Genomic DNA, 26,081 nt, shown 5'->3' on the forward strand with positions numbered 1-26,081 from the left:
CTCGCTCCTACGGGAAACCGCGTTTCTTCGGCCTTTTGTGTGAGCCATCGCCATGTCGCACTACCTGCTGCAAATGAACGGCATCGTCAAACGCTTTGGCGGTGTCAACGCGCTCAACGGCATCGATATCAAGGTGCGGCCGGGGGAATGTGTCGGCCTGTGCGGCGAGAACGGTGCCGGTAAATCCACCTTGATGAAGGTGCTGTCGGCGGTTTATCCCCATGGCACCTGGGACGGCGAAATCCTCTGGGACGGCCAGCCGCTCAGGGCCCAGTCGATCAGCGAAACCGAGGCGGCCGGCATCGTCATCATTCACCAGGAACTGACCCTGGTGCCGGACCTGTCGGTGGCCGAGAACATCTTCATGGGCCACGAGCTGACCCTGCCCGGCGGGCGCATGAACTACCCGGCGATGCTGCACCGCGCCGAAGCGTTGATGCGCGAGCTGAAGGTGCCGGATATGAACGTCGCGCTGCCGGTGTCGCAGTATGGTGGTGGCTACCAGCAACTGGTGGAGATCGCCAAGGCCCTGAATAAACAGGCGCGCCTGCTGATTCTCGACGAGCCCTCCTCGGCCCTGACCCGCTCGGAAATCGAGGTGCTGCTGGAGATCATCAAGGGCCTCAAGGCCAAGGGCGTGGCCTGCGTGTACATCTCCCACAAGCTCGATGAAGTGGCGGCGGTGTGCGACACCATCACGGTGATCCGCGACGGCCAGCACATCGCGACCAGCGCCATGGCCGACATGGATATCCCCCGGATCATCACGCAGATGGTCGGACGCGAAATGAGCAACCTCTACCCCACCGAGCCGCATGAGATCGGTGAGGTGATGTTCGAAGCACGCCATGTCACCTGCTACGACGTCGACAACCCCAAGCGCAAACGCGTGGACGACATCTCCTTCGTACTCAGGCGCGGGGAAATCCTCGGCATTGCCGGGCTGGTCGGCGCCGGGCGCACGGAGCTGGTCTCGGCCTTGTTCGGCGCCTACCCCGGCCGCTACAGCACCGAAGTCTGGCTCGATGGCCAACTGATCGACACGCGCACGCCGCTCAAATCGATCCGCGCCGGGCTGTGCATGGTGCCCGAGGACCGCAAGCGCCAGGGCATCATTCCCGACCTGGGCGTGGGCCAGAACATCACCCTGGCGGTACTCGACACCTACGCGCACCTGACGCGCATCGACGCCGAGGCCGAACTGGGCAGCATCGACCGGCAGATCGCGCGCATGCATCTCAAGACCGCCAGCCCGTTTTTGCCGATCACCAGCCTGTCCGGCGGCAATCAGCAAAAGGCCGTGCTGGCGAAAATGCTCATGGCCAAGCCCAAGGTGCTGATCCTCGACGAGCCCACGCGCGGGGTGGATGTGGGCGCCAAGTATGAGATTTACAAACTGATGGGCGCGCTGGCGGCCGAAGGCGTGGCGATCATCATGGTCTCCTCGGAACTGGCCGAGGTGCTCGGCGTGTCCAACCGCGTGCTGGTGATCGGCGACGGCCAGTTGCGTGGGGATTTCATCAACGAAGGCCTCACCCAGGAACAGGTCCTCGCCGCTGCGCTCAGCCAAAATAATAATGATCGGAAGACCGCTTAGATGAATCAGCTCAAACAGCTGTTTACCCGCTACAAAATGCTCGCGTTGGTGATCGCCGTGGCGTTCATCTGGCTGTTTTTCAGCTGGCAGACCGAGGGCGGCTTCCTCACCCCGCGCAACCTGTCCAACCTGCTGCGGCAGATGTCGATCACCGGGATTCTGGCCTGCGGCATGGTGCTGGTGATCATCAGCGGCGAGATCGATTTGTCGGTGGGCTCGATGCTCGGCTTGTTGGGCGGGCTCGCGGCGATTCTGGACGTGGTCTATCACCTGCCGCTGCTGGCCAACCTGAGCCTGGTGGCGCTGTGCGGGTTGATGATCGGTTTGGCCAACGGCTACATGACCGCGTACCTGCGCATCCCGTCGTTTATCGTCGGTTTGGGCGGCATGCTGGCGTTTCGCGGGATTCTGCTGGGCATCACCGGCGGCACCACCATCGCGCCGGTGTCGCCGTCGCTGGTGTACGTGGGCCAGGGCTATCTGCCGCATGCGGTGGGCATCGGCCTCGGGGTTTTGCTGTTTGCCCTGACCCTGTTTTTGACCTGGAAACAACGGCGCAACCGCGCGCTGCATGGCTTGGCCGCACACTCATTGATGCGCGACGTGCTGCGCGTGACGGTGATCGGCGCGGTGCTGGCCGGGTTCGTCACCACCCTCAACAGCTACGACGGCATCCCGGTGCCGGTGCTGCTGTTGCTGGTGCTGCTCGGCGTGTTCAGCTACGTCACCAGCCAGACCGTATTCGGCCGCCGCGTGTATGCGGTGGGCAGCAACATGGAAGCCACGCGCCTGTCGGGCATCAACGTGCAGGCCGTCAAACTGTGGATCTTCGGCATCATGGGCGTGATGTGCGCCCTCGCCGGCCTGGTCAACACCGCACGCCTCGCCGCCGGTTCACCGTCGGCGGGCAACATGGGCGAACTCGACGCCATCGCCGCCTGCTTTATCGGCGGCACCTCCATGCGCGGCGGCTCGGGCACGGTGTATGGCGCGCTGCTCGGGGCGCTGGTGATTACCAGCCTGGATAACGGCATGTCGATGCTGGATGTGGACAGTTACTGGCAGATGATTGTGAAGGGCAGCATTTTGGTGCTGGCGGTGTGGGTGGATGTGAGTACGCGGGCGGGTCGGCGATAAACCCCATTCTTCCATGTGGGAGGGAGCAAGCTCCCTCCCACATGGACCGCATTTCATTGGAGTTAGTGGCATTTGGTCATGGTTTTTAAAGGGCCAGCAAGCCGGGTCGCTTTAAATTGCAGGACGTTTCCTAGACAATCTGCGCCGCCTTGTGCCTGTTGGAATCGATGGCTAGTCTGCGGTCCGTCACTGCCAAATCAGTGATCGGGTTTAGTCGCCCGACCTCTCATCACGTGCACGGTCTTCCATCAGTTTTTATGGTGGCTGTGCGCAGGGCGCCTTCGGGTGCGCCGGATTTTCGTGATGACCGGTCGACTAACCTGCGTACAGCCGCCACCCTACGTTTAGTCGCGGCGGGGTGGCGAATCTCAATCCATCACGGAATTACACCATGACCAAAGCCCTACCCGACCCACCCATCGATCCCACCAAAGACCGCGCTGCCTTCAACCGCGCCATCGACCATTACCTGCCCACCCAAGGTTTCCACGCCGTCAACGAAGACCTGAGCTTCGAAGACGCCCTGCTCTACACCGCCAGTCTGCTGGACAGCGCTTCGGCGACGGCGCTGGATTGCGGGGAGCTGCTGGAGAAACCGGAGCGGGCGAAGATCCTCGCGGTGTGGCATTTGCTGGAAATCGCCAAAACCACGGTTGACCGCTCCATCGAATGCCTCAGGCCCACGAAGACCACTGCCTGACCACGCACAAAAAATGTGGGAGGGAGCTTGCTCCCGATAGCGGTGGTTCAGGCACTCATGCAGTGACTGCCACTCCGTCATCGGGGGCAAGCCCCCTCCCACATGGACCGCATTTGATTGGAGTTAGTGGCATTTGGTCATGGTTTTTAAAGGGCCAGCAAGCCGGGTCGCTTTAAATTGCAGGACGTTTCCTAGACAATCTGCGCCGCCTTGTGCCTGTTGGAATCGATGGCTAGTCTGCGGTCCGTCACTGCCAAATCAGTGATCGGGTTTAGTCGCCCGGATTCAGAACAGGCGCATGGTCCCATGAAGCTCAATGGTGGCTGTGCGCAGGGCGCCTTCGGGCGCGCCGGGTTCCTGTTCTGACCGGTCGACTAACCTGCGTACAGCCGCCACCTTCGTTTAGTCGCGAAGAGTGCCGTCTCCTTGATCAGACAGGAGTTTCACCATGACCAAAGCCCTACCCGACCCACCCCACGACCCCGCCAAAGACCGCGCCGCTTTCAACCGCGCCATCGACCATTACCTGCCCACCCAAGGTTTCCACGCCGTCAACGAGGACCTGAGCTTCGAAGACGCCCTGCTCTACACCGCCAGTCTGCTGGACAGCGCTTCGGCGACGGCGCTGGATTGCGGGGAGCTGCTGGAGAAACCGGAGCGGGCGAAGATCCTCGCGGTGTGGCATTTGCTGGAAATCGCCAAAACCACGGTTGACCGCTCCATCGAATGCCTCAGGCCCACGAAGACCACTGCCTGACCACGCACAAAAAATGTGGGAGGGAGCTTGCTCCCGATAGCGGTGGTTCAGGCACTCATGCAGTGACTGCCACTCCGCTATCGGGGGCAAGCCCCCTGCCACATGGGTTTCTCTGTGTTCCTTAGGCTGTCATTTGGAGACGGGCATCGCAAACTCCGCACCTTGCTCAATGCTCTCCGACCAACGCTGCATGATCGACTTCTGCTTGGTGTAGAAGCGCACGCCCTCGGTGCCGTAGGCATGCATATCGCCGAACAGGCTCTTCTTCCAGCCGCCAAAGCCGTGCCAGGCCATCGGCACCGGGATCGGTACGTTGATGCCGACCATGCCCACTTCGATACGCCGTGCGAATTCGCGGGCGATGTTGCCGTCGCGGGTGAAGCAGCTGACGCCGTTGCCGAATTCGTGGTCGTTGACCAGTTTCACCGCTTCGGCAAAATCATTCACGCGCACGCAGGCCAGCACTGGGCCGAAGATTTCTTCGCGGTAGATGCTCATCTCTTGAGTCACATGGTCGAACAAGGTCGCGCCGAGCCAGAAGCCGTTTTCCAGGCCGGGTTCGGTCGGCACGTAATCGCGGCCGTCGAGCAGCAGCTGCGCGCCGGCCTGGACGCCTTGTTCGATATAGCCGCTGATGCGTTCCAGTGCGGCGCGCGAGACGATCGGGCCCATTTCGGCCTTGAGGTCGCGGCCGTCGGTGATGCGCAGTTGCTTGGCCCGCTCGGTCAGGGCGGCGATGACTTTGTCACCCACATCGCCCACCAGCACCGCCACCGAGATCGCCATGCAGCGCTCGCCGGCACTGCCATAAGCGGCGCCCATCAGCGCGTCGACGGTGCGTTCGATGTCGGCGTCGGGCATCACCACCATGTGGTTTTTCGCGCCGCCCAGGCCTTGCACGCGCTTGCCGTGGCGCGCGCCGGTTTCGTAGATGTATTGGGCGATCGGCGTGGAGCCGACAAAGCTCACGGCCTTGACGTCCGGGTGTTCGATCAGCGCGTCCACCGCTTCCTTGTCGCCCTGCACCACGTTGAACACGCCGCTGGGCAAACCGGCTTCGCGCAACAACTCGGCCATGAACAGCGCGGCGCTCGGGTCGGTCGGGCTGGGCTTGAGGATGAAGGTGTTGCCCGCCGCGATGGCGATCGGGTACATCCACATCGGCACCATCACCGGGAAGTTGAACGGCGTGACGCCAGCGACCACGCCCAGGGGCTGGCGCATCGTCCAGTTGTCCATGCCTCGCGAGACCTGGTCGGAGTGTTCGCCCTTGAGCAGGTTGGGAATGCCGCAGGCGAATTCGAGGATGTCGATGCCACGGTCGACTTCGCCCTGGGCATCGGTAAACACCTTGCCGTGTTCGGCGACGATGATGCGCGCCAGGTCGTCCTTGCGTGCGCGCAGCAGGTGCAGGTATTCGAACAATACGCGGGCGCGGCGGATCGGCGGGGTATCGGCCCAACTGGCGAAGGCGGCCTGGGCGGCGGCGACGGCTTCGCCGACGGTCTGGCGGCTGGCCAGGGCGACGCGCCCGGTCACGGCGCCGGTGGCCGGGTTGTAGACGTCCTGATAGCGATCATCGCGGCTCACGCGCTGGTCGTTGATGTAGTGCTCGATGGTGCTGGTCATGGCAGTAGGTCCCAGGTGGGTAGCGGTGGGACACACGATAGGCTTTCGATTTGTTCCGAACCAGAGCAGAATCCAGAACTTATTGTCCTTATAGGCGAACAATAATCTCATGGAAAAGTCTGAGATCGAAGGGCTGTGGACCCACATTCACTGGCTCTCGGTGCTGGAAGAACACGGCACCTACACCGCCGCCGCGGCGCGCCTGGGGGTGAGCAAGTCGGCGGTCAGCCAGCGCATCAGCGACCTGGAAAAAGCCACCGGCACGCGCCTGGTCACCCGCACCACCCGCAGCGTGCGCCTGACCGACGCCGGGCAGTCACTGACGCGGGACGTGCGCAGCGCCTACGAACAGATCGCCCGCAGTTTTTCTTCGGTGCGCGACGCCGCCGGGGAAATCCGCGGCCTGGTGCGCTTGACCGCGCCGGTCGCGTTCGCCCGGCAGCAACTGGTGCCGCACCTGTCGGCCTTCCTGCAACTGTACCCGCAGGTGCGGGTCCAGCTGGAGGTGTCGGATGCCTTGAGTTCACTGGCCGCCGAAGGCTACGACCTGGCGGTGCGCCACGGTTTTCAGGTGCCGGAAACCCACGTCGCATGGAAGCTGTGCGACACCACCTCGGTGCTGGTCGCCACCCGCGACTACCTGCAACGCCACGGCGAACCGCGCAGCCCCGGCGAGCTCAGCGCGCATAACTGCCTCTACTACCCGCGCGGCACCGAGCAGCCCGCCTGGACCTTCGAGCGCGGCGGCAAAACCCTCGAACGGGTCACCGTGCCGATCGCCGGAAGCTTCTCGACCAACAACAGCGAAGCCTTGCGCGACTCGGCGCTCAATCACCTGGGCATCGCCCTGCTCCCGGATTTCAGCGCCCATGCGGCGCTGGCCGGCGGCACGCTGGTGCAGGTGCTCAAGGGCTGGACGCTCAAGGGCGCGTTTGCCGATGAGATTTACTTGATACGGCCCTACTCGCCCCATGTACCCAAGTCCGTGAGTGCATTGGTGGGTTATCTGAAGGAAAAACTCTCCGGAGGCTTTCGTGTCACGGGTTGACCGCTTCATCGCTGAGCCGCTGCCGGCTGGCGCGTTTGGGTGGGCGGCAGGTAGGCGGATCGCTCGATCACATCCGTGCGTACCGCCGAAGGTTGCCCCGCCGGGTTACGCGCAAAGCTGCACAGGGTGACGGGCAGTTGCGAGAGCGGGTAACTCGTTCCGCCCGTGGCGAGGATGTAGCGGACGTCGTCATTGTCACGGCAGGCAGCTTCCGCCGAGGTGTCCACATAGAAGTAATGGTGGCTGAAGGCGGTTTGCGGGTCGTCCCAGTTGACGCTGTAGTTCAGGCCGATGCGCGGGACCGGCGCCGGGTCGGTCAAGAACACCGAGTGGGTGAACGCATTGTGCAGCAAGGCCGGCGTCAACGGCTCGCCGGGAGTTTGAACGCCGATGATGCACAGCACATACGCCCCCAGCGCCGGGCCGATGGCCTGATTGATGTAGCCCTGGGTTGACGCAATGGCACGTTGATAGCCATTGGGCAGCCTGCATTCATTGACGTTGCGCACAGCCTTGAAGCGATAGAACGGGTCTTGGATCGAGAACCTGATGTTCCAGGTGGGCTGCACACTCTGCCCGAATTCGCCCAGTTGCATATGCACATAGGGGTTGAGCTTCCAGGGTTCCTCAAGGTGGATATCGACGGCTTTGAGCTGGCAAGCAGGCGTCTCGTTCGAGAATTGGCCCTCGACAAAACAACGGTGCAGGTCGTTGGCGGGATAGCTGTAGTTGAACTTGGCCGCTTCACACGCCGAGACGTTCTGGCAGTTGTTGAGGATGTCTTTTTTAATGACCGCCGCGACTTTGCTGACAATGCCGGTGACTTCATTGGTATGCCGGTCCAGCATCGGGCTGCCGGAACTGCCGTACTGCAGGTCATTGCAGCGGTTTTTCAGGGCACCGGGAAACACCCCGGGATGCTCGACAAAGCTGTTGGTCGCGGTTTCCTTGCAGGCACTCATACGCAAGCCCTTCTGGCGAAACCCGCTCGGCGAACCGACATTCACGACCTCACGTTCCCCGGTACTTTGATGGGTGGCGAGCTTGAGCGGCATGATGCCGTCGGTGATCAGCCCGGCGAGTGAAGTATCCAGTTCGAGCACTGCCAGATCAGTGCCGACCATGCTGGTCCAATGCGCCGTTTTAATGCGAAACGTGCGCTGTTGCGCCGATGTGTCGTGGAAATAATTGAACGTGATGCTCGCCTCGATGGCTTGGTTAACATGGGCCGTGCCGAAGCTGAAGTACACGCAATGCCCACTGGTCAAGACATACGCCGGGCCGACGGCCTTGCTCTGGCGGTTGCGGGTGTCCAGCAGCACCGCGTTGCAGGTTTGGCCGATCGCATTTTTCAACAAACCGATACCGGACCACAGCGCGTAACGCTGGTCGTGGTTCCGCAGCGCCAGGGAGGCGCTGTCATCGTTCAGTCCCTCGGCCAGGTCTCTGGCGTGGGTGTGGCCGGTAAGGCAAGGCAACAGCAGTAACACGAGGGGGAAGATGCAGCGGGTCAGCATGGTCGAACGTCCGGGTGGCAACAGGGGTGGTGCCGAAACGTACTTGAGGCGTGGCGAACAGGTGACCTACATAGATGTGGGGGCTGCTGGCTTGAACGTATTTTTTTCGCCGGGATATTGCTCGAAACGACTAAAAGTCCATAATGGACAAATTAGTTTACAGCGGAGTTCCCCATGTCCAGCACGCCCCATGTCATCCAGCAGGCCCAAGCGCGCGAGTTACTCGCTCAGATCGACGTGCCCCAGATCCTGCACAAGCTGTTCCGCGACCTCGCCGCCGGGCTGGCGGTGCAACCGCCGCAACAGTTAGTGGCGTTTCCGAAGGGCGCCGGCGACTTCATCAACTACCTGGGCGTGCTGGCCGAGGACGGCGTGTACGGGGTCAAGACTTCGCCGTACATCGTAGGGGAGCAAGGGCCATTGGTGACGGCCTGGACGCTGTTGATGTCGATGCACAGCGGCCAACCGTTGCTGCTGTGCGATGCCCATGAACTGACCACCGCACGCACCGCCGCCACCACGGCCCTCGCGGTGGACGCCCTAGCGCCATTGGCCGCCCGGCGCCTGGCGATCATCGGCAGCGGCAAGGTCGCCCAGGCGCACTTGCGCTACGTGCAAAACCTGCGGGACTGGCAGCACATCAGCCTGTTTTCACCGAGCCTGGCCAGCGCCAGCCCCGCCACCCTCGCGCAGCTCACCGGCCTCGACCCACGCCTGAGCATCGCCGACAGCTGCGCGGCGGCCGTGGCGGATGCCGACGTGATCATGCTGTGTACCTCGTCGGCCGGTCCGGTGCTCGACCCGGCGCACCTGAGCAAACCGGCGCTGATCACTTCGATCAGCACCAATGCGCCCCGCGCCCATGAAGTGCCGCCCCACAGCCTTAACGCGATGCAGGTATTCTGCGACTATCGCCAGACCACTCCGGACGCGGCCGGCGAAATGCTGATCGCCAGCGAACAGCACGGCTGGGACAAACGCGCGGTGATGGGCGACCTGCCCGAGCTACTCAGTGACATGGCACAGCGCCCGGACTACCAGCGCCCGGTGTTTTTCCGGTCCATCGGGCTGGGTCTGGAAGACATTGCACTGGCTAACGCGCTGTACCAGCTGCAGCGCTAACCCCACCTTCAGGAGATGTTCATGAGCCACGCAGACTTCATCATCATCGGCGGCGGGATTGCCGGCGCGTCCACGGGTTTCTGGCTGTCGCCCCACGGCAAGGTACTGGTGCTGGAGCGTGAGGCCCACCCCGGCTATCACTCGACCGGGCGTTCGGCCGCGCTCTACAGCGCCGCCTACGGCACCCCGCAAGTGCGCGCACTGACCCTGGCCAGCCGGGCGTTTTTCGACAACCCGCCCGCCGGTTTCTGCGAACACCCGTTGCTCACGCCCCGGGGCGAGATGACTGTGGACTTCAGCGGCGACCCGGCCGAGCTGGACAAGCAATACCTCAGCGCCAAGGCCACCGTGTCGCAGGTCGAACGACTGAGTGCCGACGAAGCCTGTGCACGCTTGCCGATCCTGCGGCGCGACAAAGTCCACGGGGCGATCTACGACCCGACCGCCAGCGACATCGACACCGACGCCCTGCACCAAGGCTACCTGCGCGGCATCCGCCGCAACCACGGCGAAGTGCGGACCGACAGCCACGTGCTGGGCCTGAGCCGCACTGCCGACGGCCTGTGGCACGTACAAACCCAGCATGAAACCTGCACCGCGCCGATCATCATCAACGCTGCCGGCGCGTGGGCCGACCATATCGGCGGGCTGGCCGGCGCCGCGTCCGTCGGCCTGCAACCCAAGCGTCGTTCGGCGTTCATCTTCGCCGGCCCCGAAGGCGTGGACAGCCACACCTGGCCGATGCTGGTGGCCCTCGACGAAGCGTTCTACATGAAACCCGATGCCGGCATGTTCCTCGGTTCGCCGGCCAACGCCGACCCGGTGGAACCCCAGGACATCCAGCCCGAAGAACTGGACATCGCCATGGGGATCCACCAGATCGAAGAAGCCACCACCCTGACCATCCGCCGCCCGACCCGCACCTGGGCCGGCCTGCGCAGTTTTGTCCACGACGGTGATTTGCTGTCCGGTTTCGATCCGCGGGTGGCCGGGCTGTTCTGGGTGGCGGCACAGGGCGGGTACGGCATCCAGACCTCGCCCGCGATGGGCCAGGCCAGCGCGGCCTTGGTGCGCGGCGCGGCGCTGCCGGAGCCACTGGCGCGGTTCGGCCTGGACGCTGGTATGCTCTCCCCCGAACGCCTGGAGCCGCATTGATGAACACCGCTGAACAAGACAAGGTCCTGCAGAACTTCCGTGCGATCGCCGATGCGATCGCCACGTTGTTCTTCCCCCACGCCGAAGTGGTGCTGCACGACCTGCGCACGCAAAAGGTCGACTACATCGCCAACAACCTGTCGAAACGGGCCATCGGTGACGATTCGGCGCTGGAAGACATGCTGAGCGACGACATCCGCGAAGTGAATATCGGCCCCTACGAAAAGCTCAACTGGGACGGTCAGAAAATCCGCAGCCTGAGCACCGTGCTGCGCGACCACAAAGGTCGCCCGCTGGCCGTGCTGTGCATCAACCTGAATATCTCGCTGTTCGAAAACGCCAAGGCGGCGCTGGACCTGTTTCTGTCACCCAGCAAGCTGATCCCGCAACCGGACTCACTGTTTCGCGATGACTGGCAGGAACGGATCAACACCTTCTTGCACGCCTGGCTGCGCGAACGCCAGTTGAGCCTGAACCTGCTGACCCGCGACCACAAGCGCGAGCTGGTGCTGGCGCTGCACGCCGAAGGCGCGTTCAAGGGCAAGAGCGCCTCGAACTACGTGGCCAATGTGTTGGGCATGGGGCGGGCGACGGTCTACAAGCACTTGAAGGAACTGAAGGGCTGAAGCCGGCAGCCGCGATCAAATGTGAGAGCGGGCTTGCCAGGGCTCGACAGCTCTCACACTGACCTACAGCGTTTTCAAGTGCGTATTCAGCATCAGTCGCCGTAGATATCGGACTTGAAGTACTGCGCGGAAATCTTCTGGTACTCGCCATTGGCACGGATGCCGTCGATGGCCGCATTCAACTCACTGACCAACGCGCTATTGCCCTTGCGCACCGCAATGCCGGCGCCCTCGCCCACGTATTTCGGGTCTTTGAGCTCCGGCCCGACAAACGCATAACCCTGGCCTCGCGGCAGCGACAGGAAGTCACTCAGGGGGATGGTGTCGGCAAAGATCGCATCCAGGCGCCCCGCCGCCAGGTCCATGTAGATTTCTTCGTTATTGCTGTAGCGCTTGACGTTGATGCCCTTGGGTTCGAACACCTCGGTGGCATACCGGTCGGTAGTCGTGGCCCGCTGCACGCCGACGGTCTTGCCTTTGAGGCTGGCGTACTGGTCGTCCACCACCGCGCCGTCCTTCATCACCAGACGCGATGAGGTGAAGTAATACTTGTGGGTGAAATCCACCGACTTCTTGCGGTCTTCGTTGATGGTCATGGACGACAAGGCCATGTCGATTTTCTTCACTTTCAGCGAAGGAATCAGCCCATCGAACTCGCCTTCGACCCACACACACTTGACTTTCATCTGCGCGCACAAGGCGTTGCCGATGTCATAGTCGAACCCGACGATTGTGCCTTCCTGGGTCTTCGATGCGAACGGCGGGTAAGCCGCCTCGATGCCGATGCGCAGGGTTTTCTCGGCGGCCAGGGCGTGGCCGCAAGCGAACAGGCTCAGGGCCAGGGCGGTGATGAGGGAGCGTTTCTTCATGGTCGTGGTCTCGCAAGTTATTGTCGATTTGGCAAGATTGAAGAAAAAGTCAGGCAGGTTTTTTGTACTTATAAATCCATAATGGACTTTAGCGTATTTTCCGTCAATCGCTTCCAGGCAATCCACGCACGGGGCTCAGGTGCAGGGGGAATCGGCTTCGGTGTGAGCGGACGGCGGGATCAGCGAAGCCAGGTATTCGCCAAACCCGCCCTGGCATTTGTAGTCCCGACGCGCGCTGGTAATCACCGGAATGGTGGCCGTCCAGGCGATCCGCGCGCCGGTCCGTTCAAGGTCGGCCACCAGGCGGACGTCTTCATCGGCGGCCAGGTGCTGAAACCCACCGGCGGTGCGATAGGCCTCGGCACTCAACCCAAGGTTTGCCCCATGGATGTGGCGGTGGTTTTCGATGAATCGGTAGCGCTCCAGGTATTGCGCACGCACCCGTTCGCCGTGCTCGTTCCAGCTGTCGACCTCGACGGTGCCGCACACCGCGTCAGCGCCAAACCCGAGCTGGCGCACCAGCCAATCCTGGGGAACCCGCGTGTCTGCATCCGTGAAGGCAAGCCACTGCACGCCGCGCTTGAGCAACGTCTCGGCGCCGACGGCTCTGGCCTTGCCCACATTCTGAAAACGCACGTCGAGTGTCGCCGCACCGTGGGCCGCCGCCAACGCGTCGGTGCGGTCGGAGCAGTCATCCAGAACCACGAGTATCTCAACCGGGCGGCCGTCAAGCGCGGGATGTTCACTGGCGAGCCGCACAGAAGCGAGGCACTCGCTGATCTGCCGCTCTTCATTATGGGCGGGTATCACGACTCCTATCATTGGCGTTGCCTCAGTTGGCGAAGTATGTCCAGCTATCGACATAGCGCTGAGGCAGAAGGTTTAAACAATCTTGTGCAAGTACCTACCCATGCTGCGCCGACGCTCGCTCATCGATTTTCCAGACAATTTTCTGAATCTTTGTTGAACATAAAAATCGTTAACGCATAACGCTCAGAACGTGGACCAACGGGGTGCCACGAGAGCGAACTGATCGGCAGATAAAACCCAGACGAAAAAAAACCACTCACAGGAGTGGTTTTCTTCAGCGTTGCGCCTACGGCAGCGGGTCGAACTTCAGCGCGCTCAGGCTCTGCACCTTGTCCTCGCGCACCATCTTGTACTCAGTGTTCGGGCCGATCCAGCGGTCCCAGATCGCATCGATCTCACCCGCCGTCTCCATCGCCATCAACGACTCATTGACCTTGGCCAGGAAGGCCGGCTCGTCGCGGCGCATGCCGGCGCCAATGGGTTCCAGGGCCATCGGCTCCTTGGCCAGAGCCAGCTCGACACCACTGGCCTTGGCCTGGTTGACCAACTTGAGCGCGGTCATGGTGTTGGTCACCAGGCCCACCACCTTGTTCTGCTGCAGGGCCATGTACGCCGAGCCGGTGTCCTGGAACGTCACCGGAGTAGCGCCAGCGATGCGGATCGACTGCTCGGAGGTGGAGCCCTTGGTAGAACTGATGCGCTTGTCCTTGAAGAAAATCTTCGGCTGATCAGCATTGGCCGCGCGCACCACCAGGGTTTCCTTGGCGATGTAGTACGGATCGCTGAACTGGATCTGTTCGGCGCGGGTCTTGGTGTAAGCCAAGTTGGCGAAGATCACATCGACACGGCCCATCTTCACCTCCGGGATACGCGCTTCAACCGACAGCGGCTTGAGCTCCAGTGCCACGCCCATGGTCTTGGCCAGGGCCTTGCACAGGTCGACATCCATGCCTACCAGTTCGCGGGTTTGCGGGTCCGGTGCGGAGAACGGCGGCACGTCGGCGTACACACCGCAGCTCAAGGATTTCTTGGCCATGATGTCGCTCAACTGGTCGGCCTGCGCCACTGCAACGGCCAAAGGGGCCAAGGCCAACGCGATAAACAGATGCTTCATACTCATGGAAAACTCCTGAAAAGTGGTCAATCAAAATGGCAGAGGGAGCAAAGCCGCCGCGGCTCAATGGGCTCGCAGGTCGGCAATAAAACGTTGCGCTCGTGGGTGCGCTGGCTGCATGAAGAAGCTCGAGGGCTTGCTCTTTTCCAGAATCTGCCCGGCGTCCATAAACCAGATGGTGTCGGCGACTTCGCGGGCGAAATTCATTTCGTGAGTCACGCACATCATGGTCATGCCGTCCTTGGCCAGGCCTTTCATCACGCTCAGCACTTCGCCGACCATTTCCGGGTCGAGGGCGCTGGTGGGTTCATCGAACAGCATCACCGGCGGCTCCATGGCCAGCGCACGGGCAATCGCTACGCGCTGCTGCTGGCCACCGGAGAGCTGCGCCGGGTAAGCCCCGGCCTTGTGGGCCAGGCCGACGCGGTCAAGCAGTTCCATGGCCTTTTGTTTGGCCGCCGCGCCTTTGAGGCTGCGGATCTTGCTCGGCGCCAGGGTGATGTTTTCCAGCACCGATAGATGGGGGAACAAGTTGAAGCTCTGGAACACGAACCCAACCCGGCTGCGCAGGCGATTGATCTGCGCATCGGTGCCGTGTACGTCCTGACCATCGAACAGGATCTGGCCGCTCTGGATGTCTTCCAGGCGGTTGACCGTGCGAATCAAGGTCGACTTGCCGGAACCCGATGGCCCACACAGCACCACCACTTCACCCGGCTGCACCTCGGCGGTGATGTCGGTCAGCGCCTGGTACTCGCCGTACCATTTATTGATTTTCGAAAACATGATCATTGGATGCATGGACGCAGCCCTCTTCAATTATCGGTGGCCAACAACGGATCGCTCGACACGGCTTGCCCGCCATCACCCAGGCGCTTGCGCGCAATCCGCCGTTCTACCCAGCTGGCCAGGTGAGTCAGGCCGAAGCAGAGCAGGTAGTAGATGATCGCCAGGATGAAAAACACCTGGAACGGTTTGGTCAGCAGTTGGTTGTTGACTTGATTGGCGGCGAACGTCACTTCCTGGACGTTGATCACATAACCCAGGGACGTTTCCTTGATGATTGAGATGAACTGGCTGATAAGGCTGGGCAGCGCGTTGTACAGCGCCTGGGGCAGGATCACCCACATCGTGGTGCGTACATAGCCCAGGCCCAAGGCACGCGACGCTTCGTACTGCCCGGCCGGCAACGCCTGAATACCGCCGCGAATGATTTCGCACAGGTAGGCGCTTTGGTAAATCACCAGGGTGCAGAGCATGGTCATGAACCCGGTGATGTTATGCCCGATCAGCAAGGGCACCAGGAAGTAAGTCCAGAAGATCACCATCAGCAGCGGGATACCCCGCAATACATACACCCACACGGTGGCGAGCAGACGCAGCCCTTTCCATGGCGAGACCCGCGCCAGCGCCAACAACAGGCCGAACGGGAACGCCAGCAACAGCGCCAGCGCCGCCAGGATCAAGGTACTCGCCAGGCCGCCCAGCGGACCATGGGGGTACTGGCCGATCAGGAACAGCGCCCAGTTTTGCTGCACGATCGAAACGATATCGAGCATTGCCGTCTACCTCGCCATGGCTTTGCTGAAGTGCCGGGCCAACAATGCCCCGACGCCCATCAGCAGCAGAGAAAACACCAGGTAAAACACCGTGGCGACCAGGTACGACTCGAAGGTGCGGAATGTATAGTTCTCGACCTCGCGGGTGGCGTAAGTCAGTTCCATCACACCGATGGCCATCGCCAGGCTGGTGTTCTTGAACAGCAACACGGTGTGATTGATCAGCGACGGCAGGCAATTACGCACGCCCTGGGGCAGGATCACGTAGCGCATCGAGCGCACGTAGCCCAGGCCCAAAGCCCTGGAGGCTTCGGTCTGCCCCGCGGGGATCGCGCGCAGTCCGCTGCGGATGTCTTCACAGAAATACGCGGCCTGGCACAGGCCCAGGGCAATCACGGAGAACAGGTATTCGGTGTTGTGGTTGGCCAGCCACAGTTGCGTGGACTCGCTGAGCAAGGTCGGCACGCCGAAGTACCACAACATCAGTTGCACCAGGGTCGGTACATTGCGGTGATACGACACATACCCGGCGACCAGACGGTCGACCAGCTTGTTGCCGGTCAAACGCACCGTCACCAGCGTCAGTGCCAGCACCATCGCCAGCAGCCAGGCGAACAACGCCAGCTGCAAGGTCATTTCGATGCCCTTGACGATCAGCTCGGCATACTCGCCTTGCAGAATCGCGGCCAAATCGAAGTCTTGCTTCATGGTCAATCCCTATCGGCATTGGGCTAGGGCAGAAATAAAAATCACCCGGCATGACCGTGGTGGAATGACGCGACGACGGATAGGTCCGTTCTGTTTTGGGCGGGCGGTGTTCAGCCCTGGTAATCCTGGGGCCGGGCGGTCGAGAGTCCACCCGGGACTTGCAAGGTCGGGGTGATTTCCATGTGGCCGATGTTCACCGCAATCGGCGCGGCAATCGCAAAGGCGATTGCGTCGGCGATGTCCTTGGCCAGCGGCAATTCGAAGCCTTCGACAAAACGCTTGTGGGTCTCCTCCGAATCACCGTGTACATGGGCAAAGATATCGGTGGCGACGCGCCCAGGGCAGATTTCGGTGACCCGCACGCGCTTGCCGAAGGCATCGATGCGCAACTGGCGCGACAACATGCTCACCGCTGCCTTGGTCGCGTGGTACGTCGAGTTGCCGCCAAAGTTGTAGGCAGCGGCAATCGAGCTGATGTTGATGATGTGCCCGCAATCGCGCTCGACCATGCCCGGCAATGCCAGGCGCGCCAGATGCAAGACGGCACGCAGGTTGACGTCGATCAGCAGGTCGATGCCGTCGGCGTCGGCCTTGAGAATCGAGCCAGGTTTATCGACGCCGGCGTTGTTCACCAGGATGTCGAAGCGCTGGGTCTCGAACAAACGGGTCAGCCCGGCCAGGTCGGTGACGTCGATGGCGTGGGCGATGCAGCCGGTCTTGGCGGCGAGCGCCTCGAGCTTGTCGGCGCTGCGGGCCAGGGCATGCACCTGCACGCCTTCCTGGCACAGGCGCTCGACGACTGCGGCGCCAATCCCGGAAGAAGCACCGGTGACCAGTGCGGTTTTATAGTCTGAAAATGGCATGTTGCTGTCCTCATAGCGTGTGCGGACCACTCCCGTGATCGCGATGTCTTTGACTCTATCCAGCACGGGCGCTGGCGACCAAGACGGAATGACTGTGTGGCAATAAGTCCTGCTTATGACGCTGCCAGCAGCTGCGAAATCGGCGTGATGCAGCCGCCCGCTTGCTCTATTTCAAGCCGGATGGTGCGGGCCAGCGCAACCGCGCCAGGGGTGTCGCCGTGCAACAGGATCGAATGGGCCGGCACCGCGATGCGCTTGCCGTTGAGGCTGGTCACCGTGCCCTCTTCCAGCAACTGGCGAACCCGCTGCAGCACGGCCGTCGGTTCCTTGATTACCGCCCCTGGCACGATGCGCGGCACCAGCAGGCAGTCATCGTCATAGGCGCGGTCGGCAAGAAAGGTGGTAGCCACACGCAGCCCGCATTGTTCGGCGGCGTCTTCGATGGCCCGACTGCTGGAGGAACTGATGATCAGCGTCGGATCGAACGCCGCCACGGCCCGCACCAAAGGCCCGGCCAGCGCCGCATCGGCCGCAACCATGTTGCCCAGCGCGCCATGAAAGCTCATGTGGGTCATACGGTGGTCATTGACCGCCGCGATCCCGGCCAGGGCGCCTAGCTGGTAGATCACATAGGTCGCCAGTTCCTTGAGCTCGATGTTCATCTGCCGCCGACCGAAGCCCATCAGGTCGGGAAAGCCCACATGAGCGCCGAGGTCGATGCCACCGGCCTTGGCCAGGCGCACGCTGGTGTCCATGATCAGCGGGTCGCCGGCATGGAAACCGCAGGCCACGTTGGCCGAGGAAATCAGGCTCATCAACGCCTCATCCTCACCCATGCGCCAAGGGCCAAAGCCCTCGCCCAGGTCCGCATTCAAATCGATCTTCATCACTTGTCCTCTCTGCTCATTCCGCTGCCAGGCGCATGAACGCCTCGCCATAACCGACGGTGGCGCCACACTCCGTCAGCACCGCCGCCAGACGCCCGGCGTGCTGGCTGCGCACTGGCAACAACAGCTCGCCCACCTGCAGCAATGCGACCAACTGGCCCCGCTCCACCAGGCTGCCCACGGTGACCAGCACTTCACGGTGATCGGGATGGGTCAGTCGCAAGTGGCCCAGTCCCGGCGTTTTCAGCAACTGCTCGGGCGCAGCCTTGACGGGCGGCGCGGCGGCAACGTCCCCTGCATCGTTACTGCGCTTGAGCACCAGTTGCATCCCCGGCCGGCAGATGTGCGCGCCCGCCAGGTGGGCCTCCTTGAGCCACACCGCCAACTGGCGGATTTCCTGATTTGTCATGTTCGATGTCCTTAATGCGAAGCCAGCCTGTGCAGGTCGACCAGGCGGCGGACCTGCGCGAGATAGCGTTGATTGTCTTCCAGGGCCGCGACGGCCTCGGCATAACTGCACTCGACAAACCGCACCTTGCTGCCGATCGGTGCCTGGCCGAGGCGCCACAGGTCGGCCTCGATCACCGTGCCGAATTTCGGGTAGCCGCCACTGGGTTGTGCATCACGCATCTGGATGATCGGTTGGCCGCCGTGGGGCACTTGGATAACCCCGGGGACGATGCCGTGGGAGCGGATTTCCATGGGGGCCTTGGGCAAGATCGGCGCGCCTTCGAGCCGGTAGCCGTAACGGTTACTCTGGGTGGTGACCTTCCATTCGCCAGCCCAGAACGCAGCGCGAGACTCATCCAGGAAACAGTCGTACTCAGCCGCCGGCAACACCCGCATGGCCGGTACCCCGTCGCACTGCAAAGGCAATGCGTGACTCGGTGAAACCACACCAAAATCGCTGGGCAGCTTGCTCACCCCAGGGCGCAGCGCCGCGATGCGGTCGCCCTGCTGCAAGGCCCGGCCATGCAACCCGCCGAACTCGCCGCGCAACTGCGTGCTGCGCGAGCCGAGTACCGACGGTACATCGACGCCGCCGGCCAGGCACAGGTAGGCGCGGCTGCCGGATGTCGGGTAGCCGAGGCTCAGTACCTGGCCCTCCCGCGCCTGCGCCACCCAGTACGGCGGCAATGGCTGGCCATCAAGGCTCGCTTCGCAGGCGGCACCGGACACTGCGAAGGCACAGTCCTGAACAAAGCGCACCTCGAACGTAAACATCGGTATTTCGATCGCAGCGGCGCCTTCGGGGTTACCCAGCATCAGGTTGCCCAACGCCAGCGCTAAATGGTCCATCGCGCCAGAAGTGCCCACGCCGTAACCGAGGCTGCCGAAGCGGCCGAAATCCTGGACGGTGGCCAGGGCGGTGGTCGATAAAACCTCTATCATCGAATGATCCTCTCGATGCGCAAGCGCAACATGTCGCCCGGCCTGAGCATCGCCGGCGGGTTTTGCGTCGGGTCAAAAAAAGTCATCTCGGTGCGGCCGATGGTGTTCCAGCCGCTGGGGCCGGCCGACGCGGACACACCGGTCTGCACCCCGCCGATCGACACGGAACCGGCGCCAACGCTGAGCACCGGCACCTGGCGTCGTGGCGTGGCCAGGCGCGCATCCATGCCGCCGAGGTAGCAATAACCCGGATGGCTGCCCAGGGCATATACCGGGTACAGCGGCTCGCAGTGCAGGTTGGCAATGGTTTCGATGTCCAGCCCGGTGTGCGCCACCACATCCTGCATGTGCGGGCCGAACTCGCCGCCGTAGACCACCGCCAACTCGACGATGCGCCCTTCGAGGGGCAACGGCCGGCAGCTGTCCCAGGCGTGCAGCAAGCGCTCGCACAACCCATCGAGATCACGCGGCGGCTGGATGAACGTGAGCATCAGGTTGTTCATGCCCGGCACCGCTTCGTGGATCTCGGACCACTCGCTGGCCTGCAGGGCCAGGCTCCAAATGCGTTGTTGCGGCGCCAGGTCGAGTTCGCCCGGCGCTTCGAACAACAGCGCCGTGGAACCGAGCAGGCTGATGCGGGGGACAGAAGCGGTACTCATGTCGGACTCCTTTGCTGCAGCCAGCGCTCCAGGTGATGAATGTCGACCCCGCCGGCGCAGAATGCCGGGTCATCAAGGATCTCGCGGTGCAGCGCAATATTGGTGGAAATGCCTTCCACGCACAGTTCGCTCAAGGCCAGGCGCATGCGCGCCATGGCTTCATCGCGCGTCGCGCCATGGGTGATGACCTTGGCCACCATCGAGTCGTAATACGGTGGCACCCGATAGCCGGTGGTGACATGGGAGTCGACCCGCACGCCAAACCCGCCGGGGACTTCCCAACGTTGGATCACCCCCGGGGTCGGCATAAACGTCAGCGGGTCTTCGGCGTTGATCCGGCACTCCAGTGAATGGCCGTTGAGCTGCACGTCCTCCTGGCGCAGCGCCAATACTTCGCCAAGGGCCATGCGCAATTGCTGCTGGACGATATCGATGCCGGTGGTCATCTCCGTCACCGGGTGTTCGACTTGCAGCCGGGTGTTCATCTCGATGAAGAAAAACTCACCGTCCTCATACAGAAACTCGAACGTTCCAACGCCGCGATAGCCAATCTGTCGGCACGCGGCGGCGCAACGCTCACCGACCTTGGCGATCAGTGCGGGATCGATCCCGGGTGCGGGCGCCTCTTCCAAGACCTTCTGGTGGCGGCGTTGCAGGGAACAATCACGGCAACCGAGCCAGATCGCATGGCCGTGGGCATCACACAACACCTGAATTTCCACGTGGCGGGGATGGCCGAGGAATTTCTCGATGTAGAGTTCCGGATTGCCGAAGGCCAACCGCGCTTCTTCACGCGTCAAGGCGATGGCGTCGAGCAATGCGCCCGCTTCATTCACCACGCGCATGCCACGGCCGCCACCGCCGCCGGCGGCCTTGACGATGACCGGGTAGCCAATTTCATGAGCGATCGCCTGGATGCTCGCGTCGTCGCTCGGCATGACCGTATCCGGCCCCGGCACACAGGGCACACCGGCTTCACGCATGGCCCGTTTGGCGGCGACCTTGTCACCCATGGTGCGGATGCACGCGGCGCTCGGACCGATAAAGGTCAGGCCGGCGGCTTCGATACGGTCGGCAAACCCGGCGTTCTCGGACAAGAAGCCATACCCCGGATGGATCGCCTGCGCGCCGCTGACCTCGGCCGCAAACAACAGCGCCGTCTGGTTCAGGTAGCTTTGGCTGGGCGCGGCAGGGCCGATGCACAGCGCCTGATCGGCCTGTTGCACATACTGCGCATGGCGGTCCGCCTCGGAGTGTACGACCACGGTCTTGAGCCCCAGGCCATGGCACGCACGCTGAATGCGCAGGGCGATTTCGCCACGGTTGGCGATCAGCACTTTGTCGAACATGTTATTCACCTAAAAAAGTGGCGTGGCATCAGCCGAGGCGAAACAGCGCCTGGCCGGCTTCGACTTCGGCGCCACTCTGGGCGAGGATCGCGACGATCTGACCGGGGACGTGGGCCTTGACCGGATGGAACATTTTCATCGCTTCGAGCACCGCCAGGGTTTGCCCGGCTTCGACCTGGTCGCCCACCGCCACAAAGGGGCTTTCCCCTGCCGCCGGAGTGAGATGCAGCACGCCGTACAAGCTGGCCTTGACCTCAGTCGCCGCCACCGCTTTAGCCGGTGCCGCAGGCGGAATCGGCGACAGCTCGGCCGGCGGCTCAACCCCCCTTGCGTTTCCAGCCTGTTTGAAAAGGCGAATCGTGCTATCGCCTTCCGTCAGGCTCAGTTCGAGCAGATCGGATTCGGCGAGCAAATCGATCAACCCCTTGATGCGTTCGGAATCCATGCTTGGCCCCCTGCCTGCGCTGTATGTCTGAGTGGATGAAGCCAATGTAGCGAGCCGGTTCGCGGACGACCAAGACGCTTTGGCTTTGGGGTGATAAGCCGTGCTTATGACCGCTCAGATCAGGCTGCCGCGCATCTCCGCTACCAGCTCCAACAGGATCGCCTTGACCGCCTGGGCCGGCACGGACAGTGGCAGATGCCCCGACAGACACAGGGCCAACGGTGCCTCGACCTCGGGTTCGACAATGCGGCACATATGCACCGAGGTCGCCGCCACCATCACCCGCGCCGACGATTCGGGCAGGATGGTGGAACCGAAGTGCTCGGCGACGGCAGCGGTCAGGGTGATCGACGATTCGACTTCAGCCACCACCCGTGCGCTCAGGCCGATACGCTGGAAAGCTTCGTCCACCAGGCGACGCATGACGTTGTAGGGGCGGGGCAACAGCATGTCCATGTCAGCCAGGTCGGCCAGCGCAATCTGGTCCAACGCACTGATGGCAGGGTCGGCACTCACCAGGTACAGGTGTTCGCGGAGCAACGACACAAAACTCAAGCCATGGACCTCGCGCCCGCCATACAGCACGGCCATGTCCATGCGGCCATTCATGATCAACTCGCTCAGGGTGGTGCCGAAGTTTTCATTGAGGTAAAGCAGGATCCCCGGATGCCGCTCACGCACCCGGCGCAGCAGCGGCAACGACAACGTCGACGCCGCCGTGCCCGGCGCCAGGCCGACCGACACCTGGCCGGACAACGCGTGCCCCGTGGCATTGATATCACTCTGGGCTTGCTCGCACTGGCGCAAAATGATTTGCGCATGCCCATACAACACCTTGCCCGCCTCGGTCGGCGTGACGCCGCGCTTGGTGCGGATCAACAGCTGCTGCTGCAACTCGGCCTCGAGGGTCGCCAGTTGCTGGCTAAGGGCAGGTTGCGCCACATGCAGCACATCGGCGGCCTGGGTCATGCTGCCGATATCGACGAGTTTCACGAAGTACTTCAGACGGCGCAGGTTCACGGTGGCAATGCTCTTGCTCGAAAAAGGAGACAACACCCCAGGTGTTAGCAAGAGCCAGGCCAGCTGCAAGACTTCCCCTGCATCGTGATCCGCAGCGCCCAGACATAAGCCTTTGCTATGGCTGGAGCAGGCCCCTCGTGTGCAACACCGGTTACGAGCCAGCAGGCCTGGACGCACCAATAAAGAGCAGGTCGTGTTCGGTGCCAGCCATAAGCGATTCCTATCCGACCAGAACGATATCGTCTTATGGCTGCTGTGCAAGTGCCTCGTACTGTAGGACCTCGTCAATGTCACCCACGAGGAACGCCACGTGACCGCCTCCCGCATCGCCGCCCGTGTTCAACGGATCAAGCCATCCCCCAGCAGCGCCGCTTCCGACCGCGCGAACGAACTTCGCCGGCAAGGCCAGTCCATCATCAACCTGGTGGTCGGCGAGCCAGACTTCGATACCCCCGCGCATATTCGGCAAGCAGCCAACGCCGCCATCGAACGCGGCGAAACGCGCTACACGCAAAACGCCGGTACGCCACAATTGCGTCAGGCGATCGTCGATAAGCTGGCGCGTGAAAACGGCCTGACTTACGCGGCGAACCAGGTGCTGGTGACCAGCGGAGCGAAGAGCGCCATCTTCAATGCCTTCGCGGCAACCCTGGGTACGGGCGATGAAGTACTGATTCCGGCGCCGTACTGGGTGTCGTACCCCGATATGGTGCTGGCCTGCGAAGGCGAACCGGTGATCCTCGCGTGCCTGGAAGAGCACGCTTTCAAACTGACCCCGGATCAACTGCGCGCCGCGATCACCGAGCGCACCCGCTGGTTGCTGCTCAATTCACCGAGCAACCCGACGGGTGCCAGCTACAGTGCCGCCGAACTGCGCGCCTTGGCCGACGTACTGCTCGACTATCCCCATGTGTTGTTGATGACCGACGACATTTACGAACACATCCGCTATGAGGGCCTGGACAACCCGCACATCCTCGCCATCGAACCGGCACTGAGCGAGCGCAGCGTAGTGGTCAACGGCGTGTCCAAGACCTACGCCATGACCGGCTGGCGCATCGGTTACGCGGCCGGCCCGGATGACTTGATCGGCGCGATGGCGACTCTGCAATCGCAATCGACCAGCAACGCCTGCTCGGTCAGCCAGGCCGCCGCAGTTGAAGCGCTCAACGGCGACCAGACCTTCGTCAAGGACAGCGTGGTGGTTTACCAGCAACGCCGTGATCGTTGCCTGGCACTGCTCAACGCCATCGACGGCCTCAGTTGCCGCACACCCGATGGCGCGTTCTACCTGTATGTGAACTGCTCCGGCCTGCTGGGCCAATCGACGCCGCAGGGCAAGCGTCTGGAAACGGACTACGACGTGGTGATGTACCTGCTCGAAAGCCAGGGCGTAGCGGTGGTGGCAGGTACGGCCTATGGCCTGGCGCCGTTTTTCCGCATGTCGATCGCGACCGATATCACGACCCTCGATGAAGGCTGCTCACGCATCGCCGCCGCCGTTGCAGCGTTGCACTGAGGAGTCGACGATGACTGTGGCCACCCACCCTCCCCTGAGCTTCCGCCAAGCCTTGCTGGCCATGCTCGGTATCTCGCTGGTGCTGATGCTCTCGGCTCTCGATCAAACGGTGATCGGCAACGCGTTGCCGAGCATCGTCGCCGAATTGAGAGGCTTTGAGCTGTATGCGTGGGTGGCAACGGGCTACATGCTGGCCTCGATCGTCACCATCCCGATCTTCGGCCGGTTAGGTGACTACTATGGGCGCAAGCCCTTCGTGATCGCAGCGACGCTGATCTTCACCCTGGCTTCACTGGCCTGTGCACTGGCCACTGGAATGCTGTGGCTGGTGCTCGGCCGGGTGTTGCAGGGGGTCGGTAGCGGCATGTTGATCGGCACGGCCTTCGCCTGTATCCCCGAGCTGTTCCCCGACACACGCCAACGCCTGCGCTGGCAGATGCTGCTCAGTGCGCTGTTCAGCGTGATCAACGCCATTGGGCCTGGGTTGGGCGGGTATCTGACAGACGCCTACGGTTGGCGCTCGGTGTTCTACATCAACCTACCGCTGGGCTGTCTCGCGCTGTTTTTTGCCTGGCGCTACTTGCCATATTACCGCCCGCTGCAACAGGCAAAAATCAGCCTGGACTGGCCCGGCGCCCTGCTGATCGCCCTGGCCCTGGGCAGCCTGCAATTGTTTGTCGAATGGCTCGGGCATACCAGCCTGATGCTCAGCGCCGCCCTGGGTCTGGGCTGTGTGGTGGCGACGGGTGCGCTGTGGCGCTGGGAACGCCGCTGCAGTCATGCCTTGCTACCGCCGGCCCTGCTCGGTTTACCCAGCATGCGCTTGCTGTTCGTGCTGTCGATGGCCGCCGGGGCAATCATGTTTTCGCTGCTGTTCTATCTGCCGCTGCTGCTGCAAGGCAGTTATGGCTACTCGCCGCGGGACGCTGGCCTGCTGATTACTCCGCTGGCATTGAGTATCACCCTGGGCGCCATCGTCAACAGCCGCATCGTCACCCGCCTGCATAACCCGAACCTATTGCCGCTGGGCGGTTTTGTGGCGCTGCTGCTGGCCTGTCTCGGGCTGGCAATCGTGGGGCGCGGGGCCTCGTTCAATACGCTGCTCGGTTTGATCCTGCTCGCCGGCCTGGGCCTTGGGTTCATCCTGCTCAACCTCACGGTGTTCACCCAGACCCTCGCAGAGCGGCAATTCCTCGGCATCGCCACCGCCTTGACCCAATCCCTGCGCCTGGTCGGAGGCCTGCTCGGCACCGCATCGATGGGCGCGCTGGTCAACCTGCTGTACAGCGCCAATCTGCAACGCCTGTTTATCGGCCAGGGGCACGCGCAGGGCCTGGCGCTGTACGCCGACCCGCAGGTGCTGTTACACCCCGCCGCCGCACTGTTCGAACACCCGCGATGGCTGAACCTGGCGCGCGATGCCCTGGCCCAATCGGTGGGTGTCGGCCTGCTGCTCTGCGCTGCCGTCGGCGTGCTCGCGCTGTTCATCCTGTACCGCTTGCCGCCCGTGAGGCTCAACGTCTTGCCGGCCACCGTTGCTCCTGAAAAACAATAAAAACCTTAACTGCCGCTTTTGACTGCCTCTCACAACACTTCACA

At 62.6% G+C, this 26,081-nt stretch carries 26 protein-coding genes; 10 read left to right on the forward strand and 16 right to left on the reverse strand.

Annotated features, from left to right (window positions below; genetic code table 11):
- Window positions 1–52 precede the first annotated feature (52 nt).
- From xylG to ACP7E3_RS30180, 4 genes are all read left to right on the forward strand, one after another.
- Complete coding sequence (gene xylG, locus ACP7E3_RS30165; RefSeq protein ID WP_426125315.1) at window positions 53–1,597, forward strand: D-xylose ABC transporter ATP-binding protein; 1,545 nt, start codon at window positions 53–55, stop codon at window positions 1,595–1,597.
- Window positions 1,598–2,734: a sugar ABC transporter permease gene (locus ACP7E3_RS30170; protein ID WP_177029949.1), complete on the forward strand. Its 1,137-nt coding sequence runs from the start codon at window positions 1,598–1,600 to the stop codon at window positions 2,732–2,734. It begins immediately after the preceding gene.
- A gap of 391 nt (window positions 2,735–3,125) precedes the next feature.
- Complete coding sequence (locus tag ACP7E3_RS30175; RefSeq protein WP_017847906.1) at window positions 3,126–3,434, forward strand: DUF6124 family protein; 309 nt, start codon at window positions 3,126–3,128, stop codon at window positions 3,432–3,434.
- A gap of 448 nt (window positions 3,435–3,882) precedes the next feature.
- Window positions 3,883–4,191 (forward strand): DUF6124 family protein, encoded by a 309-nt coding sequence (locus tag ACP7E3_RS30180; protein WP_017847907.1) that lies wholly within the window; start codon window positions 3,883–3,885, stop codon window positions 4,189–4,191.
- Window positions 4,192–4,320: 129 nt separating this feature from the next.
- Here ACP7E3_RS30180 and ACP7E3_RS30185 read toward each other — a convergent pair whose 3' ends face one another.
- On the reverse strand, window positions 4,321–5,820 hold the full coding sequence (locus ACP7E3_RS30185; protein ID WP_046383933.1) for a CoA-acylating methylmalonate-semialdehyde dehydrogenase: 1,500 nt from the start codon (window positions 5,818–5,820) through the stop codon (window positions 4,321–4,323).
- A gap of 109 nt (window positions 5,821–5,929) precedes the next feature.
- Here ACP7E3_RS30185 and ACP7E3_RS30190 point away from each other — a divergent pair, with 109 nt between their 5' ends.
- Complete coding sequence (locus tag ACP7E3_RS30190; protein ID WP_079443515.1) at window positions 5,930–6,868, forward strand: LysR family transcriptional regulator; 939 nt, start codon at window positions 5,930–5,932, stop codon at window positions 6,866–6,868.
- A gap of 5 nt (window positions 6,869–6,873) precedes the next feature.
- Here the strand turns inward: ACP7E3_RS30190 and ACP7E3_RS30195 are convergent, their stop codons facing one another.
- Entirely contained in the window at window positions 6,874–8,385 is a 1,512-nt protein-coding gene (locus ACP7E3_RS30195; RefSeq protein WP_426125319.1) for a trypsin-like serine peptidase, read from the reverse strand.
- 174 nt (window positions 8,386–8,559) lie between these two features.
- Here ACP7E3_RS30195 and ACP7E3_RS30200 point away from each other — a divergent pair, with 174 nt between their 5' ends.
- From ACP7E3_RS30200 to ACP7E3_RS30210, 3 genes are read left to right on the forward strand one after another with little or no spacing between them, the layout of a single operon-like run.
- Window positions 8,560–9,507 (forward strand): ornithine cyclodeaminase family protein, encoded by a 948-nt coding sequence (locus ACP7E3_RS30200; protein WP_017847911.1) that lies wholly within the window; start codon window positions 8,560–8,562, stop codon window positions 9,505–9,507.
- Window positions 9,508–9,528: 21 nt separating this feature from the next.
- The gene (locus ACP7E3_RS30205) at window positions 9,529–10,662 is read left to right on the forward strand and encodes an NAD(P)/FAD-dependent oxidoreductase (protein WP_426125321.1); all 1,134 of its coding nucleotides are present in this window, start codon (window positions 9,529–9,531) and stop codon (window positions 10,660–10,662) included.
- The gene (locus ACP7E3_RS30210; RefSeq protein ID WP_017847913.1) at window positions 10,662–11,288 is read left to right on the forward strand and encodes a helix-turn-helix transcriptional regulator; all 627 of its coding nucleotides are present in this window, start codon (window positions 10,662–10,664) and stop codon (window positions 11,286–11,288) included. The genes ACP7E3_RS30205 and ACP7E3_RS30210 overlap by 1 nt, the downstream gene beginning before the upstream one ends.
- A gap of 92 nt (window positions 11,289–11,380) precedes the next feature.
- Here the strand turns inward: ACP7E3_RS30210 and ACP7E3_RS30215 are convergent, their stop codons facing one another.
- The 14 genes from ACP7E3_RS30215 to nac all read right to left on the reverse strand — a co-directional run bounded on the left by ACP7E3_RS30215 (window position 11,381) and on the right by nac (window position 22,963).
- Window positions 11,381–12,157, reverse strand: coding sequence for an ABC transporter substrate-binding protein (locus tag ACP7E3_RS30215; protein WP_017847914.1), 777 nt, complete (start codon window positions 12,155–12,157; stop codon window positions 11,381–11,383).
- A gap of 135 nt (window positions 12,158–12,292) precedes the next feature.
- A complete protein-coding gene (locus ACP7E3_RS30220) occupies window positions 12,293–12,979 on the reverse strand; it encodes a glycosyltransferase (protein ID WP_104903474.1) in 687 nt (228 codons plus the stop codon).
- Between the two features lie 274 nt (window positions 12,980–13,253).
- Window positions 13,254–14,087 (reverse strand): ABC transporter substrate-binding protein, encoded by an 834-nt coding sequence (locus ACP7E3_RS30225; protein ID WP_426125324.1) that lies wholly within the window; start codon window positions 14,085–14,087, stop codon window positions 13,254–13,256.
- Window positions 14,088–14,144: 57 nt separating this feature from the next.
- The gene (locus ACP7E3_RS30230; protein ID WP_198865773.1) at window positions 14,145–14,873 is read right to left on the reverse strand and encodes an amino acid ABC transporter ATP-binding protein; all 729 of its coding nucleotides are present in this window, start codon (window positions 14,871–14,873) and stop codon (window positions 14,145–14,147) included.
- 23 nt (window positions 14,874–14,896) lie between these two features.
- A complete protein-coding gene (locus ACP7E3_RS30235; RefSeq protein WP_426125326.1) occupies window positions 14,897–15,640 on the reverse strand; it encodes an amino acid ABC transporter permease in 744 nt (247 codons plus the stop codon).
- A gap of 6 nt (window positions 15,641–15,646) precedes the next feature.
- Complete coding sequence (locus ACP7E3_RS30240; protein ID WP_198865760.1) at window positions 15,647–16,348, reverse strand: amino acid ABC transporter permease; 702 nt, start codon at window positions 16,346–16,348, stop codon at window positions 15,647–15,649.
- A gap of 110 nt (window positions 16,349–16,458) precedes the next feature.
- Window positions 16,459–17,211: an SDR family oxidoreductase gene (locus tag ACP7E3_RS30245; RefSeq protein ID WP_426125329.1), complete on the reverse strand. Its 753-nt coding sequence runs from the start codon at window positions 17,209–17,211 to the stop codon at window positions 16,459–16,461.
- 113 nt (window positions 17,212–17,324) lie between these two features.
- Complete coding sequence (locus ACP7E3_RS30250) at window positions 17,325–18,098, reverse strand: LamB/YcsF family protein (RefSeq protein ID WP_198865762.1); 774 nt, start codon at window positions 18,096–18,098, stop codon at window positions 17,325–17,327.
- A gap of 16 nt (window positions 18,099–18,114) precedes the next feature.
- Window positions 18,115–18,507, reverse strand: a complete 393-nt coding sequence (locus ACP7E3_RS30255) for a biotin/lipoyl-containing protein (protein ID WP_426125330.1) — start codon at window positions 18,505–18,507, stop codon at window positions 18,115–18,117.
- A gap of 11 nt (window positions 18,508–18,518) precedes the next feature.
- Entirely contained in the window at window positions 18,519–19,490 is a 972-nt protein-coding gene (locus ACP7E3_RS30260) for a biotin-dependent carboxyltransferase family protein (RefSeq protein ID WP_426125332.1), read from the reverse strand.
- Window positions 19,487–20,149 (reverse strand): 5-oxoprolinase subunit PxpB, encoded by a 663-nt coding sequence (gene pxpB, locus ACP7E3_RS30265; RefSeq protein ID WP_426125334.1) that lies wholly within the window; start codon window positions 20,147–20,149, stop codon window positions 19,487–19,489. Before pxpB ends, ACP7E3_RS30260 begins: the two co-directional genes overlap by 4 nt.
- Window positions 20,146–21,498 carry an acetyl-CoA carboxylase biotin carboxylase subunit gene (gene accC / locus ACP7E3_RS30270; RefSeq protein ID WP_426125336.1) on the reverse strand — a complete coding sequence of 451 codons (1,353 nt, stop codon included), beginning with the start codon at window positions 21,496–21,498 and terminating at the stop codon, window positions 20,146–20,148. Before accC ends, pxpB begins: the two co-directional genes overlap by 4 nt.
- Before the next feature lie 28 nt (window positions 21,499–21,526).
- On the reverse strand, window positions 21,527–21,943 hold the full coding sequence (locus tag ACP7E3_RS30275; protein ID WP_198865767.1) for an acetyl-CoA carboxylase biotin carboxyl carrier protein: 417 nt from the start codon (window positions 21,941–21,943) through the stop codon (window positions 21,527–21,529).
- A 114-nt stretch (window positions 21,944–22,057) separates the two neighbouring features.
- A complete protein-coding gene (gene nac, locus ACP7E3_RS30280; protein WP_198865768.1) occupies window positions 22,058–22,963 on the reverse strand; it encodes a nitrogen assimilation transcriptional regulator NAC in 906 nt (301 codons plus the stop codon).
- 310 nt (window positions 22,964–23,273) lie between these two features.
- Here nac and ACP7E3_RS30285 point away from each other — a divergent pair, with 310 nt between their 5' ends.
- Window positions 23,274–24,482: an aspartate transaminase gene (locus tag ACP7E3_RS30285; protein ID WP_198865769.1), complete on the forward strand. Its 1,209-nt coding sequence runs from the start codon at window positions 23,274–23,276 to the stop codon at window positions 24,480–24,482.
- A 10-nt stretch (window positions 24,483–24,492) separates the two neighbouring features.
- Window positions 24,493–26,037, forward strand: a complete 1,545-nt coding sequence (locus ACP7E3_RS30290) for an MFS transporter (protein WP_426125339.1) — start codon at window positions 24,493–24,495, stop codon at window positions 26,035–26,037.
- Window positions 26,038–26,081: the final 44 nt, after the last annotated feature.

Origin of the sequence: Pseudomonas sp. PSPC2-3 (genome assembly GCF_049898265.1) — a bacterium.
In the GTDB taxonomy this organism is placed as follows: Bacteria; Pseudomonadota; Gammaproteobacteria; order Pseudomonadales; family Pseudomonadaceae; genus Aquipseudomonas; species Aquipseudomonas veronii.